The following is a 14,589-nucleotide window of genomic DNA, read 5'->3' as shown; positions in this document are numbered from 1 at the left end:
GGTCGGCGTGTCGGCCAGAACGGGCAAAGGTTCACGGGTGCGGCACTAGCGTTCACTGGCGGCACGACCGGCCCCCCGAAAGCATGCGAGGTACCGCAACGACTGGCCAGACAGAATTGGTACGACATCACCGTGGAGGTAGGAGTCCGCGAGGACGACACGATGTTGATTGCAGGACCGTTCTATCACGGACTTGGATTCGTTTGGGCACTGCAGCAATTGATGGTCGGCGGCACAGTTGTGATGCAACGCAACTTCGATGCTCGCGGTGCGCTCGCGCTGATCGAGAGCGAGAAGGTCACGTTTACGCCGATGGCGCCGACGATGTACACGATGATGCTCGAGGTCGAGGGCAAGGAACACTTCGACGTGTCCTCCATGCGCGGATTAGTCTCCGCCGCCGCGCCGTTGCTGACCCCGACGAAAGAGGCGCTTCTTGCGTACTTCTCCTCCGCGGGATTGTTCGAATACTACGGGGCGACCGAAGCCGGCTTCTACAGTGTGCTCAAGCCGGCCGATCAACTGCGGAAGGTAAGATCGGTCGGACAGGCCTGGTCCGGCTGCGAACTGCGGATCCTGGATCCGTCCGGTGTCGAGCTCCCGTGCCGTGAGGTGGGTGAGATCTACAAGCGGGGGCCGGCGCTTGGGGCGAAGTACTTCAAAGATCCTGACGCGACGAATGCCGCATTTCGGGGTGAGTGGATCACCAGTGGCGACCTGGGATACCTCGATGAGGAGGGCTATCTCTACGTCGTGGACCGGTCGAAGGACATGATCATCTCCGGTGGAGTCAACATATTCCCCACTGAAATCGAATCGGCAATCGTCAGCCATCCGTCGGTAATCGAAGCGGCGGTCATCGGCCTCCCGGATGACAAGTGGGGCGAAACCGTCACCGCCTACGTTGTGGTGCGTTCGGGAGAAGCGGCGACACCTGAGGAACTGAAAGCGCTCTGTGGCACCCGATTGGCGAAGTACAAGATCCCGCGCGCGTTCCACTTCGTCGAGGAGCTGCCGAAGAACGCCTCGGGAAAGTTGCTCAAGCGAGTGTTGCGTGATCGAGTGCTGGGCACTGCGGTCGTCTGACCCTCGCTGAAGGGAGGGCGCGTAACCTGCGGACCTCCCTTCAGTGAGCGACGTTATGTGAGTGAGGTCGCACCCTTTGGAGGATGGATTGTGTTCGACGATGAGTCCGCATTCTCTTCGACACCCTGAATTCCACTGAGTGCGATGTGAACTCGCACGATCTCCCGGCGCAGACGATTGCGCTCCTTGGGTCGTCGAACGATCAGTTCGGCGAAACGCATCACCACTCCTGTGATCACTTCGACCAGATCGTCGATCGCGATACTGGGTTGCGCCTTTCCTTCCTCGACAAGCCGTTCGAGAAATCGTCGGTGGCGCTGGTTCACCTCGGAATGGATACTCTCCCAAAGCGAGGCGACTTGCGGATCGACGATCGCCTGATGGGACATGACAGTGAGAATCCCCAGGTTGCGCACGTAGCTGTCGAGCCAGTTGGTCAAAGTGGTGCGGAGCACCTCGTCGTGAGGCGTCTCCGGGGGCAGGTTCTGAATCTGCAGGAATTCCTCACGAACCGACTCTGCGAGCGCCCGAAAGACGTCGTCCTTCGACGTGAAGTGGGCGTACACCGTCGGCCGCGTCACACCCGCGGCTTCGGCGATGTCGCCGATGGTCGCCTGCGTGTATCCCATCCTGGAGAAGACGGTGGCGGACGTCTCCAGGATGTGCTGTCGAGTATCGCGCACGCCTGAACTTTACACCAGTGCATAACATGGCCCGGCTTTACACCGATGTAAAGTGAACTTAGTCGAAATTCGCTCTCAGAAAGGAATTGCCGTGTCTTCTGGTCCGCTGGCGGGTCTGAAAGTACTGGAAATTGCGGGGTTGGGCCCGACGCCTCATGCAGCGATGATTTTGGCTGATCTGGGAGCCGACGTCGTCCGAGTCGATCGTCCGGCAGAAGTGCGAGGATTGACCTTCGGGGGGCCGGGTGACGTGGACGTCAGCTTGCGTGGTCGCCGGTCGTTGGCATTGAACCTGAAGTCGGATCCCGATCGCGACGAACTTCTCCGCGTGGTGGAACATGCGGACGTATTGCTCGAGGGACTGCGACCCGGAGTGATGGAGCGTCTCGGCGTCGGTCCGGACGTCTGTCTGGCTCGTAATCCTCGCCTCGTGTACGGCCGCATGACGGGATGGGGTCAGACCGGCCCCCGGGCATCTTTGCCCGGTCACGACATCAACTACATTGCGGTCACCGGGGCGCTGAATGCCATGGGACCGCGCGACGCCGTGCCGATGCCGCCATTGAATCTTGTGGGCGACTTCGGTGGCGGTTCGATGCTTTTGCTACTCGGGGTGCTGGCAGCGCTGTACGAACGTCAGGTGTCTCACGCCGGGCAGGTGGTCGACGCCGCAATGGTTGACGGGACCGCCCTCAATTCCCACATGATCATGGCGCTTAGAGGGATGGGTGCGTGGTCCGACGAGCGAGAGGCCAACCTGATCGACGGCGGTGCGCCCTTCTATCGCACCTATCGCTGCTCCGACGGCAGGTTCATCGCGGTCGGAGCCCTGGAATCCCAGTTCTACGCCGCCCTCCTCGACGGGCTGGACCTCGAAGCCTCCGAGTTCGGTGAGCAGATGGACACGTCAGGATGGGCCCGAATGGGCGAGCGATTCGCCGCAGTTTTCGCCACCCGCACCCGTGACTATTGGGCTCGAGTGTTTTCGGGCTCCGAGGCGTGTGTCACGCCCGTTCTGACCTGGGAAGAGGCCCTGGACGACGACCACCTGGGACACCGCGGGACGTGGACCATGCACGAAGGAGTTCAACAGGCGTCGCCCGCGCCGCGCTTCTCCCGCACCCCGGGAACGATCTCGTCGGCATGCAGTCCGCAGGTCACGCCGGACGTAGTACTGGCCGACTGGGACTGATGTCCGCATACGCTGGTCGGCAATCGAAGGTGAGACGACGAACTCGGAACGGACGGCCCTGTCAGGGCAGCCGAAAGCACTCCGGGAACGCGCGTAACCAGGCCCGGTGAGCTCGTCATCGCGAGCTCACCGGGCATGGATCACAGCGCGTCGATACCGGCGAGTCTGCTGACGTAGGCGCGTGCTCGAGTGGGATCGAACGACCGAGAGATCTGCAGCTTCTCCGCTTCGAGGGAACCTTCGGCATGCGTGGCGAGGACGGACTGGTAGCCGCCGTAGTCACGTGCGGTCAGGTCGCCGATGAAGTTGAGCAGACGGAGCCGCTTCTCGGCCGGCACCGCTGCCGCGTAGTACTTTTCCAGTACCGACCGGATCTCCGGGTTGTCCCAGTCCTCGCCGCCAGGCCCGGTCGCGAGCAGGCCACCGGACAGATCCGTCAGGATGGCCACGGCGTTGTGGAAGCCGTGTGCGAAATGGTACTTCGCCATATTGACGGCCAGCGGATCAGGCTGCTGCACACCGTGCGCTCCGGGCAGTGAACGCACAGCCGAGAGCTGGGCCAGACCGCGAACGGTCTCGCTCCAGGTGATCAGCTCGGTGAGCTTGCCCTTGACGTGGCCGGCCTTGCTGATGCCGTTGGCCTCGGCGATCAACGACGCCGCACCGACCATGATGTCGAGGAGGGGAAGTTTGTAGTTGATGGCGGTGAAGCGGTGATAGTCGACAAACGCTAACGCCAGGGGTCCAGCCAGTTCGGGTCGACGATTGAGGAAGACGCGGTCCTTCGGGACACGTACGTTGTCGAAGACAGTCAACGATTCGAGCAGCTTGTGCTTGGTCGAGAGCGGGAACTCAAAGCTGTTGCGTTCGCCCGCCGCGTAGGGGGAGACGTACAGGTTCAGGCCAGGGGTGTCGATCGGAATCGCGAACGAGACTGCATAGTCGGCGTCATCCGGGCCCATGGCGCGGGTGGGCAGAACGATCAACTCATCGGCGTTCGCGGAGAAGGAGGTGTGGCACTTGGCGCCGCGGACCGTGATCGACTCGTCGTCCTCGTCGACGATGTGGAGATACAGGTCCGGGTCCGCCTGCTGACGCGGAGCCAGGGACCGGTCACCCTTGACGTCGGTCTGCGCAACGGCCAGCGCCAGGTCCTCCCGGCACACCCTGTCGTAGAACGCGCGCGCGTTCTTAAGGCCCTCGCCCTCGGTCGCGCGCAGCAGCGCGAACAAAGCGTCGCTCCCCACCTCTTTGAGGACGATCGTGCCGCCGCCGCGCCGGGAGACCTCCTCGATCAAGGCGCCGCGCCGGATCAGATCCTCGGCATTGGCGGGAGCCACGTAGAACGTGCTGACCTGCTCGCCGTTCACCTCGGTGACCGCCAGGTCGGGACGGTCGGCGGCGATGTCGTAGCAGAGCGCCGAGTGATCGACCGCGAGAGCCAACTCGGGTTCGCCGAGCACGTCGTGAATGCGCCGACCGCGGTAGAAGACGCGCCGGCCGTCTGCCAGTCCCTTCCGGAACTCGTCGCCAGTACGCAGGCTCATTTCTTGGACTCCTTCATTCGTGGCCGGAGACCCGGCCGGAGGCGTGCGGTAAGGGGCTTCTCGGGTGCGCGAAGACTTGCACTCGCGGCGTGGCGGTTCAAGATCTCAGCTTCGAAGCCGACGTCTACCCTTCTCGGTATATCACCCGAGCGAACGTTCGGGTAACCGTCCTGACGGTAAGCGAGGGAACGCCTTGCGTCAATGTGCATGCGGGAAAAGTCTAGTAAATAAGGGATATAGAGATCCAGGACCGGGAGGCCGCGACGGATGCAATCTCTCACTCCACCCGAACGATCGTTCCTTCTTCAGGAAGTCCTAGGCAAAGTGATTCGGCCGCCGCCTCAAGGAGCGGCGGCCGAATCAACGCACGGACGCTAGCGTGTCGCTGGGCGGACGGTGGGTCAGCACAGGGGGTATGTCACCGCATGCTCGTGCGATCGTCGACGGGCTGCGGTAACCGCTCGGTGGACACGGTGGCTGCGGCGATGGATTCGAGGGTGCGTCCGCGTGTGCGCTCGCCCAGTAACCCTAGGATCAGGCCGGCGATGGCGAGGGACGTGGCCAGGTACAGGAAGACCGAAGTGAATCCCATGTTCGTCAGGATGCTGGCGACGACGAACATGCAGAAGACGGTTGCGATGCGGCCGAAGCTGTTCGGAATGCCGGTGCCCAGTGCCCGCAGCGACGTGGGAAAGATCTCCGGCATGTATGCGTACATGATGGCGGTGAAGCAGTAGAGCAGCAAGCTGACCATCACGCCCGAGATCAGGAAGAGTGTGTTCGAATCGGTCGTCCCGATAAGCACGAGAAAGAGTGCGCAGACGAGAAGCACGGTCATTGCAGTCGTGCGGCGTTCGAACCGTTCGATGAGGACACTGGCAAGGAGGGCGCCGGGGAATGCCGCGAACGCAACCACGGTGGTGTAAGTGAGGCTGCTGGATGTGGAGAAGCCGTGTTCGGTCAGGAGAAGCGGCAACCACGAGTTGAACCCGTAGAACGCGGATGTGGCGAAGATCAGGGCGGCGGACATGACGAGCGTCCGCTTGAGGTAGCCGCCACGGATCAGATCGGCAGCCTTGCCCGCCACAACGACGGGATCGGAGGTCGGCTCGGGGAGAGGACCGCCGACAGTGCGGCTCGACTCGACTTCGATGTCCGATACGAGTTGAGCTGCAGCTTCCGTGTCCTTGCCGTGCTGTTCACGCCAGCGAATCGATTCCGGCAGCATCTTGGCCGCCAGGACGGCGATGAACAGTCCCGCGCCGCCGAAGACGAAGACCCAACGCCAGCCACTGTCGGACTGCGGGATCACCCACCGACTGAACAGCGACATGGCAGGAATTCCGAGGAAAGCGACCGCAGCGAGGAGGGCTTGGACCTTGCCACGGTGGGTGCGGGGGAACATCTCGGAAACATAGGTGAGCGCGGCGACGGTCACGGCGTAGAGGCCAGCGCCGATGAAGAACCGGTACATGCCCAGTTCGAGGGGCCCGCTCGATGTTGCCGACAGAATGGACAGCACGGAGTAGAAGGCGGTGCCGATCACCAAAAGTTGCTTACGGCCGAACTTGTCGGCAAGCAGACCGCCTACGAGTGAACCGACCGCCATGCCAAGGAAGGCGCTGGCACTGATCCAGGCAACCTGGTCCACCGAGATGCCCCACTGGCTACGCAGCGTCGGCGCAACATAGGCGAAGGCATTAAGGTCGGCCATCTCGAAGATCAGAAGGGCGGTGATCAGGATGGCCCAGGTCTTGTGTTGGCGAGTGAGGACTGGCAATCGGTTGAGCCGTTCCGCCAGTGTCGGGGCAGACGTAGGAAGGGACATGGCAGTCGCCTTTCGGGCAAGGGATTGGGAGAACGGGATGGGGGCAAACGAATCGCGCCGAGCAGCGTGCGCCGCGTCGGGTCACCGAGCGGCGGTGGCAGGGCGACAGCTCACGACGACAGCCACTGCTGGCTCAGTGCTCTCTTGTCGATCTTGCCGACCGCGGTGGAAGGCATCGTGTCGACGATGCGGACAGATTTAGGTGTCTGGACCGGTCCTTTGAGGCTGCGTACGTGGGTTCTCAGCTCATCGGGGCTCACGCGCGCGTCGGGTCGGAGAACGACGACTGCGGTGACTGCCTCACCCCACCGTTCGTCGGCGACCCCGAACACCGCCGCGGCCGACACCGCATCGTGGCTGGTGAGGGCGTCTTCGACCTCGCGAGGGTAGACGTTGAATCCTCCGCTGATGATGAGGTCCTTGGTTCGATCGACGATCGCCAGGTGGCCGTGCTCGCCGATGCGTCGGGCGACGTCACCGGTGTGCAACCAGCCGTGCCTGAACGCTTCTTCGGTGAGCTCGGGTCGACGCCAGTACTCGTCCATCACTGAGGGACCGCGCACACACAGCTCACCGGACTCACCGTCCGGGACCGTGTTCCCCTCTGCGTCGAGTAGGGTCGTGTGCACCGTCGAGATCGGAATTCCGCACGATCCGCGGAGCTCGGGGTCGGCGTGCTCACCACGCCGAAGCACGGAAATCGGATAGCACTCGGTCTGTCCGTACAACTGGGAAAAGACCGGGCCCAGGCGATCGATTCCCTCGTCGAGCCGACTTCCTGACATCGGCGATGCGCCGTAGAGGAGAAGCTCCAGCGAGCTCAGGTCGGTGCGGTCGAGATCGGGGTGATCGAGCAGCGAATAGATCATTGTCGGAACCATGAGTGATACGGAAATGCGTTCGCGCGCAATCACGTCGAGAACGCGCTGGGGGTCGAATCCGTCTTCGAGGTGCACGGTTCCCCCGCGGGACAGTACCGGGAGTACTTTCGTGCCGGTTACATGCGTGATCGGAGCGACCGCCAGATAGCGTGCGTCGAAGGGGATCTCGAAGTCGAGCAGGGATCCGATCAACATCTGGTGGGCGAAGCCTGTGTGTCGTCGGACAGCGCCTTTCGGTCGACCGGTCGTTCCGCCGGTGTAGTTGATGATCGCGATATCCTCGGGCCGAGCGAGGTCGTGCGCGCTGGTGGCCCCGACCTTTCCCGCTTCAGCGAGAAGGTCAGGGCCGACGTCGGTCGAGCCAAATCCGAACACCGGAACGTCCCCGGCCTGTTCCGCCAATTGGTGCGCTCGCTCGACGTGCCGGGTCAGGTCGACGATGCATGCGGCCGCATCGAGATCCGCCAGTTGGAACAAGTGGTCCGGTAGTGATCCCATGGGGTGCAGCCACGACACCACCATGCCGCTAGCGTGGGCGGCGACCGACAGGCACCATGCTTCAGCGGAGTTCCCGGAGAGGAACGCCACACGGTCTCCGCGGCGCAGTCCGTGTGCCGAGAGGACGTGTTGGAAGCGGCCGATGAGGTCGGCAGCGCCTGCGTAAGAAAGTTGCTTGGTGGCGTCGGTAAAGGCGATGCGGTTCGGGTATCGGCGAAGCACCCGTAGTACGAGGGTGCCGGCGGTCGGGCCAGGCGACAGGTCGAGTGTGCTGTGCGTGGCAGGACCGGGCAGGGTGGAAGGTTGAGTCATCAGTGTTCTCCGGGACGTTCGATCGGATTGGTTGTAGCGTCAGTGGACCGTGGCGCCGCCGTAAGTTCGGCGGGCCGCTCCGGCGTACTCGGCAGCGAGCTGGGACACGAGATTCTCGGTGGTCATGATCCGGTCGACTCCGGACACCGAGTGGCCCGCGCTCCAGATCTGCGACCACCTCCGGGGGCCTTCGGCTCCGCTTCCGAACAGCTTCGTGGCCGATTCAGGTGTGACCGTTTCGTCGAGCGTCGACGGGTCGAGCCCGGCCGCCTCGATCGAGTCGCGCAGCATGCTGGCCGGGAGCCCTGTGAACGCGCGGGTCAGGACGATGTCGTCGAGGGTGCTGTCGGCGACCATTTGCTTGTGGGCGAGGGCGGCCCGGCTTTCCTCTGTGGCGAGGAAGCTCGTTCCCAAGTAGCCGAGGTCGCATCCGAGTACTCGGGCAGCGAACAGTGATTCTCCGTCACAGATGCCTCCGGCAAGGACGATCGGCCCGTCGAAGAATGATCGAACCGCGCGAACGAATGCGAACGGGTTCATCCAGCCGGTCTGTCCCCCGGCTCCGGCGGTCAACAGGACCAGCCCGTCGGCTCCCGCGGCTACTGCCCGCTGGGCATGCCCCAAGGTCGCGACGTCGGCGAGGACGAGCGCGCCGATGTCGTGCAGTGGATCAACGGCCGCCGCGGGGGAGCCGACGCTGGTGATCACGACCTCGCATCGGCGCTGTACCAGTACCGCAAGGTCGTCCGCGAACCGTGGAGACCGCATGATCAGATTGGGCGCGTAGGGGGCGTCGTCCGAGCCAATCGCGTTCTCGATGGTCGCGATCCAGTCGTCGAGTTCCGTGGCGGTTCGCGCATTGGCGGTCGGAAATGAGCCGACGACACCGGCGCGGCACGCTGCCGACACGAGTTCGGGACCTGAGACACCCAGCATGGGTGCGGCAACGGCGGGGACCCGAAGCCGGGCCGACAGATGTACAGGGAGCCTGGACTCGGGCATGACGACCCTCTCGACGGCGGGATGCTGCGCGATCGGCAGCTGATAAAGCGGTCACACACAGTCGCGGCGCGTGAGCGTGATCACCAACTTATGTGACGAGCGTTTAGCATGTTTCTACTAGGATGTGACCTATGTCAACCCCTGCCGTCGATGTTCACGGCCAGCCAGTAGTGGAAGAACCCCCGAAACGGCGCAGTCAGAAGGAGCGGAGGACTCTCACTGAGAGGGCGTTGGTGGAGGCCGCGCGCCGATTGGTTGCACGCCGAGGGGTCGACCAGACCTCGGTCGCAGACATCGGCGAAGAAGCGGGGTACAGCCGCGGATCGGTGAACCACCGATTCGGATCCAAAACCGCTCTGCTGCAACGTCTTGCCCGCGACACGCAGCAGTCCGTCGAGGACATCTTCCGGGACCGGGGCAGAACTCCGCTCGAATCGATGATCATTCTGGTGCAGGTCTATTTCGAATGGGTACGCGACCGTGAAGACGATGCACGCGCCTTCTACGCCATGTGGGGAGCCGCGGTTCCCGACGAGTCGGTCCTTCGTGAGGTGTTCGTCGAGTTCGACGAACACACCCGGCGCCGCTTCGAAAGCATGATCCGGTCCGGGCAAGCAGAGGGGACCGTACGGGCCGATGTCGATCCCGTCGGTGTCGCGGTTGCGCTTGTTGGGCTCGTCCGTGGGATTGCAGCCCAGTGCCTCGTAACCCCGCTGTACGTCGATCTGGACGTCGCCCGCACCGCGGCCGAGCAGTTCATCCGTCGAATGCTGGAGATCGAACCGACGTGAGAGCCGGACCCGCCTCAGGTTCTCGGTGCGGTCAGCGCGATCAGAGCCAGAGCGGAGGGGTTTCCGGTCGTAGGGTGCTGAAAGCTCGGTCGAACAGGCTAATCAGAGAATCTGCTCCCTTCGACGCGGCCCATGCACGAGTAGCTGCGAGGTAGGCACCGACGCTCGCCGAGGCGATGACGGCAACATCCAGGTCGCTGCGGGGGTCGAGGTCGTACCGGGCGCTGATGACTGCGGCAAGACTCGCCCGCCAGTGGTCTACGCGGTCGAGATAGCTCGCGCGTAACGCCGGAGCTTCCTCGACCAAACGATACAAGGCGAGGGCTCGCGCGGGGTTGCTCTGGACCCACTCTTCGAATGGATTCATGCTCTGCCGCAGGGCGGTCCACAAGTCCTCGTCCTCGGGGCATGTGACGAAGCGATCGCAACCCGCTTCCGCCAACCGGCTCAGCCTGGAGACCACGACGTCCTCTTTGCCGCGAAAGTAGCGAAAAAAGGTCCGGCGGGAGATCCCGACGGTGTCGCAGATCTCGTCGACAGTCGTTTCGTCGAAGCCTTTGGCGAGAAAGAGTCCGATTGTGGTCTCGGCGACCTCCGCCCGCATCTGGTCCTTGATCCGTTGCTGGAGCGGTTCGGAGGTTTTGGGGCTCATGTCCAGCATCGTAGCCAGAACCGCCACTTCGTGCTAGCGTGCCACTGAATGCCACCTAGGCATTGAGTGGTTCCAGCTGGTAGACCACTTGCGACGTCGTCTCGTCCCTACGCGCAACTCGGAGAAGTGATGAAAGCAGTACAGCTGGTCGAATCCGTCGGACCGTCCGGACTTCGTGTCGCCGATCTTCCGGAGCTCGGCCAACCCGAAGACCAGGTCGTCGTGGATCTGCACGCCGCCGGAGTCTCGTTTCCGGATCTGTTGCAGACCACGGGTAGCTACCAGATGGTCCAGACGCTGCCCTGTGTCCTCGGCGTCGAGGGAGCCGGGATCGTCCGCTCGGCTCCGGCAGGCAGCGGCCTGGCCGAGGGACAGCGCGTGGCGGTGCTCGCTCTGTCGGGCTCGTGGCAGCAGAGCGTCGCGGTGCCCGTTGGCTACGCGTTCGCCCTCCCTGACGCGGTTTCGCTTACCGCAGCATCGGGATTCGTCCTGAACTACCTGACGGTTCATTTCGCACTCACTGAGCGGGGGCGTGCCACCACAGGGGAGACGGTGCTCGTGCACGGAGCCGCCGGCGGTATCGGGACCGCAACGCTTCACGTTGCTGCGGCCCTAGGACTCGAAACGATTGCCGTCGTCAGCAACGAGGAAAAGGCAGCCGTTGCAAAGGAAAATGGTGCCACCCACACCGTCGCGGTGGACGGCTTCAAAGACCGTGTCCTCGAGATAACTGGCGGCCGTGGTGTCGATATCGTCGTCGACCCGGTCGGCGGAGATCGGTTCACCGACAGTCTCCGCAGCCTGGCTGCAGGCGGTCGTGCGCTGGTCCTCGGTTTCACCGGTGGGAGCATTCCGACTGTCAAGGTGAATCGGTTGCTGCTCAAGAACATCTCGGTGGTCGGTGTCGGCTGGGGCGAGTTCATCCGCGACGACCCTTCCTACCTGGTTCGGCAATGGGACGCGCTGTCGCCGCTCCTGGCCTCGGGTGCCCTCACCGTCCCCGAGCCCACGCTCTACGAGTTGGAGGACGCAGTCGCTGCTCTGCAGTCGCTCGGCGAGCGTTCCGCGACAGGCAAGGTCGCGCTGAAACTGCGCTGATCGGTTGGGTGTCGAGGAAGCACAAGCGACACCCGCACCTCACTTCCTGTGTACTCATTCGGATGGCCGTGTCGTGCGACACGGCTCGACAGAAAGGCCCACCGTGGTCAGCACAGACACCCGAGACGTCGTAAGGGAGCGGCGATCGGCAGAACTACCGGCGGACGCGGCGACCACACTCGAGCACCTTCTCGCGGTTCGGGTCAGCTACCGTGCCTTCAAGCCCGAGCCGGTACCCCAGGACACGATCCGGCGCATCCTCCGCACCGCCCAGCTGACCGCGTCCTGGTGTAATAGTCAGTCCTGGAAGGTGGCCATCACTCGGGGTGCAGGTACTGAGCGCCTACGCGATGCCGTGCACACGGCAGCTGTCAACGGGGTCTCGGAAGACACCGACATCCCGTTCCCCCGCGAGTATCGCGGTGTGCACCTTGATCGTCGCCGCGAGAGCGGCTTCCAGCTCTACAACGCGTTGGGCATCGAGCGCAAGGATCGTGCACGTCAGCACGAGCAGGTTCTACAGAACTTCAAGTTCTTCGGCGCTCCGCACGTCGCGATCATCCACACCGACGAGGCGCTCGGACCCTACGGAGCCGTTGACTGCGGTGGCTACGTGGCTAACTTTCTTACGGCCGCTGCTGCACATGGAGTAGGCACCGTTGCCCAGGCAGCGCTCGCGATGTACCCGAACGTACTCAGAAAGGAACTAGGCCTCGGGCCCGACCGCACTATCGTGTGCGGGATCTCCTTCGGGTATCCGGACGAGGAGCACCTCTCGAACAGTTATCGGACGACCCGCGCCGCCATTGACGACGTCGTCGACTGGATCGACAACTGATGGTTGGGCACGTGGGCGACGATTCGGCGCCGCGCGTCGCCACCGAACGGCTTGGTCGTGTCCTGCTGATCCGTATGCAACGTCACGCCAAGCGAAATGCTGTCGATGCAGCCATGACCGCTGCACTCGACGCCGCCTTCGATGAACTCGACGACAATCCGGACATCTGGTGCGGGGTACTCAGTGGAGGAAATGAGAATTTCTGTGCGGGAACCGATCTGGTCAAAGGCCCAGGTGATCCTACGGTCCGGGGCGGAAAGTACGGCGTGGTCGGTCGGTTCCGAACCAAGCCACTTGTCGCGGCCGTCGAAGGATTTGCCTACGGTGGTGGCCTCGAACTGACGCTCGCGTCGGATCTGGTCGTCGCCGGTCGATCGGCGCGATTCGGGCTCCCCGAGGTGACCCACGCGGTCGTAGCCAACGCAGGAGCCTTGTTTCGTGCTCGCTATCCACTGCCGCTGAACATCGTGAAGCAGATGCTGTTGACCGGCGCACCCATCACGGCGGAGCGAGCTCACAACCATGGGTTCGTCAACGAGATCGTCGACGACGGCACGGCGGAGCAGGCCGCGATCGCTCTTGCAGAACAGATTGCCTCGAACGCCCCCGTGGCAGTTCAGGCGACCCTCCGTGCTGTCGATCTTCTCGTTCGTGAAGGTGACGAGCGCGGATGGGAGATTACCGCGGAGGCCGAAGCGAAAATCCGGAACTCCAACGACTTTCAAGAGGGTCTTCTCTCGTTCCGTGAGAAGCGACCTGCTCGATGGCAGGGCAACTAGACCACGCCAGACCATCATCAAGATCGCACCGGTTACCGCCGGTCCGAGGCTCTGTGATTCAGGGGTCCGGACCGGCGGTAGCCGGTGCTTTTCTGTGTAATACCGAAGGGACGCAGTAGTTTTCGCGTTGACATGCCACTCCCGCAAGCTGTAACGTGGATCACGGGGATATGATGCGAGTCACTTTCGCGAGAAGTTGTGACCGTCGGCGTCACCTTGTTCGCGGCTAACAGGAGACGTCCTTCCGTGGAGATGGAAACGTCACCAGTGACCAAAATCATTCACTCTGATCGTCATCCGCCCCAGGGGGATCCGTTCGGTCTTCAGTGCCTTCGGTTTCCCAGGGTTCTGGCACACGGCAACTAAAGACCAGTTGTTGCGCTACGGAGGAAAGCATGAACGTGAACGTCACATCGGCGGAACCGTCTGGGCAAAGGCCCACGACCGGTCGAGCCTCATCGGATGCTGGCGGTCCTCGTGCCGTCAGGAAGGCAGCGATCGCAGCCACGCTGTCGACGTCGCTTGAGTGGTACGACTTCTACATTTACGCGACCGCCGCCGCGCTCGTGTTCAACAAGACCTTCTTTGCCACCGATAGCGAAGTCGTCGCGGCGATGAACTCCTTCGCCACCGTTGCCCTCGGATTCGTCGCACGTCCCATCGGCGGAATCGTCGCCGGCCACTTCGGTGACAAGTACGGCAGAAAGCCGATCCTAGTGCTGTCGATCCTGCTGATGGGGCTCTCGACCACCCTGGTCGGATGCGTGCCCAACACCTCCATCGTGTGGCTCGCACCCGCGATGCTCGTCTGTCTGCGTCTGTTGCAGGGCCTGGCAGTCGGGGGACAGTGGGGTGGCGCCGTGCTTATCGTCGCTGAGTACGCACCGCCCAACCGGCGTGGATTCTTCGGTAGCTTCGCGCAGCTCGGAATCCCGATCGGCATGGTTCTGGGCAATGGGGTCTTCCTGGCCATGACATGGGCCGTTTCGCCAGATGCATTCATGTCCTGGGGATGGCGGGTGCCGTTCTGGGGGAGCCTGCTGATGCTGGTCGTCGGATTTGCCATTCACCGATACCTGGAGGAAACCCCAGAATTCCAGGAGGCCGAGGCCAAGCTGGGCACCGCACCGGCCAAGCGCAGGTCCCCGATCCTGGAGGTCATCCGTCACAACGGCGGCACGCTGCTCCTGGCCGGCGGCACCTACCTCGTCGGTATCGCGATGTTCTACATCACGATGACCGGCAGCGTGCAGGTCGCCACCACCAATCTCGGAATGGCCCGCTCCGAAGTGCTCTTCTGGGTCCTCATGGGCGCGCTGGTGATGATCCCCATCGTCCCGACGACGGCCTACCTGTCGGACCGATTTGGTCGCAAACTGATCTACGGCATCGGCATCGCAGG

Annotated in this window: 13 protein-coding genes; 7 read left to right on the top strand and 6 right to left on the bottom strand. The window is 63.1% G+C overall.

Annotated features, from left to right (window positions below):
- A partial coding sequence (locus ACLBYD_RS29250) for a class I adenylate-forming enzyme family protein (RefSeq protein WP_447819193.1) occupies nt 1–1,086 on the top strand: 1,086 nt, incomplete at its 5' end.
- Nucleotides 1,087–1,139: 53 nt separating this feature from the next.
- On the opposite strand, the gene ACLBYD_RS29245 is transcribed toward ACLBYD_RS29250, so the two are convergent.
- Nucleotides 1,140–1,769, bottom strand: a complete 630-nt coding sequence (locus tag ACLBYD_RS29245) for a TetR/AcrR family transcriptional regulator (RefSeq protein WP_447819192.1) — start codon at nt 1,767–1,769, stop codon at nt 1,140–1,142.
- An 85-nt stretch (nt 1,770–1,854) separates the two neighbouring features.
- Here ACLBYD_RS29245 and ACLBYD_RS29240 point away from each other — a divergent pair, with 85 nt between their 5' ends.
- Entirely contained in the window at nt 1,855–2,961 is a 1,107-nt protein-coding gene (locus ACLBYD_RS29240; RefSeq protein ID WP_447819194.1) for a CaiB/BaiF CoA transferase family protein, read from the top strand.
- A gap of 140 nt (nt 2,962–3,101) precedes the next feature.
- Here the strand turns inward: ACLBYD_RS29240 and ACLBYD_RS29235 are convergent, their stop codons facing one another.
- The 4 genes from ACLBYD_RS29235 to ACLBYD_RS29220 all read right to left on the bottom strand — a co-directional run bounded on the left by ACLBYD_RS29235 (nt 3,102) and on the right by ACLBYD_RS29220 (nt 9,029).
- Nucleotides 3,102–4,508 carry a 4-hydroxyphenylacetate 3-hydroxylase N-terminal domain-containing protein gene (locus tag ACLBYD_RS29235; protein WP_447819191.1) on the bottom strand — a complete coding sequence of 469 codons (1,407 nt, stop codon included), beginning with the start codon at nt 4,506–4,508 and terminating at the stop codon, nt 3,102–3,104.
- A gap of 418 nt (nt 4,509–4,926) precedes the next feature.
- Nucleotides 4,927–6,336 (bottom strand): MFS transporter, encoded by a 1,410-nt coding sequence (locus tag ACLBYD_RS29230; protein ID WP_447819190.1) that lies wholly within the window; start codon nt 6,334–6,336, stop codon nt 4,927–4,929.
- 110 nt (nt 6,337–6,446) lie between these two features.
- A complete protein-coding gene (locus ACLBYD_RS29225; protein ID WP_447819189.1) occupies nt 6,447–8,027 on the bottom strand; it encodes an AMP-binding protein in 1,581 nt (526 codons plus the stop codon).
- A gap of 39 nt (nt 8,028–8,066) precedes the next feature.
- The gene (locus tag ACLBYD_RS29220; RefSeq protein WP_447819188.1) at nt 8,067–9,029 is read right to left on the bottom strand and encodes an NAD(P)H-dependent flavin oxidoreductase; all 963 of its coding nucleotides are present in this window, start codon (nt 9,027–9,029) and stop codon (nt 8,067–8,069) included.
- A 131-nt stretch (nt 9,030–9,160) separates the two neighbouring features.
- On the opposite strand from ACLBYD_RS29220, the gene ACLBYD_RS29215 reads away from it, so the two are divergent.
- Complete coding sequence (locus tag ACLBYD_RS29215; RefSeq protein ID WP_447819187.1) at nt 9,161–9,820, top strand: TetR/AcrR family transcriptional regulator; 660 nt, start codon at nt 9,161–9,163, stop codon at nt 9,818–9,820.
- A 40-nt stretch (nt 9,821–9,860) separates the two neighbouring features.
- Here ACLBYD_RS29215 and ACLBYD_RS29210 read toward each other — a convergent pair whose 3' ends face one another.
- Nucleotides 9,861–10,472, bottom strand: a complete 612-nt coding sequence (locus tag ACLBYD_RS29210; protein ID WP_447819186.1) for an acyl-CoA-like ligand-binding transcription factor — start codon at nt 10,470–10,472, stop codon at nt 9,861–9,863.
- Nucleotides 10,473–10,601: 129 nt separating this feature from the next.
- Here ACLBYD_RS29210 and ACLBYD_RS29205 point away from each other — a divergent pair, with 129 nt between their 5' ends.
- The 4 genes from ACLBYD_RS29205 to ACLBYD_RS29190 all read left to right on the top strand — a co-directional run.
- Nucleotides 10,602–11,570: an NADPH:quinone oxidoreductase family protein gene (locus ACLBYD_RS29205; RefSeq protein WP_447819185.1), complete on the top strand. Its 969-nt coding sequence runs from the start codon at nt 10,602–10,604 to the stop codon at nt 11,568–11,570.
- 73 nt (nt 11,571–11,643) lie between these two features.
- A complete protein-coding gene (locus ACLBYD_RS29200) occupies nt 11,644–12,408 on the top strand; it encodes a nitroreductase (RefSeq protein ID WP_447819184.1) in 765 nt (254 codons plus the stop codon).
- 11 nt (nt 12,409–12,419) lie between these two features.
- Nucleotides 12,420–13,187, top strand: a complete 768-nt coding sequence (locus ACLBYD_RS29195) for an enoyl-CoA hydratase-related protein (protein WP_447819183.1) — start codon at nt 12,420–12,422, stop codon at nt 13,185–13,187.
- Between the two features lie 395 nt (nt 13,188–13,582).
- A partial coding sequence (locus ACLBYD_RS29190; protein ID WP_447819182.1) for an MFS transporter occupies nt 13,583–14,589 on the top strand: 1,007 nt, incomplete at its 3' end.

The sequence above is a fragment of the Rhodococcus sp. C26F genome, from assembly GCF_053345925.1.
The sequence above is the reverse complement of the archived record's forward strand: the minus strand, read 5'-3'. Positions and strand labels throughout refer to the sequence as shown.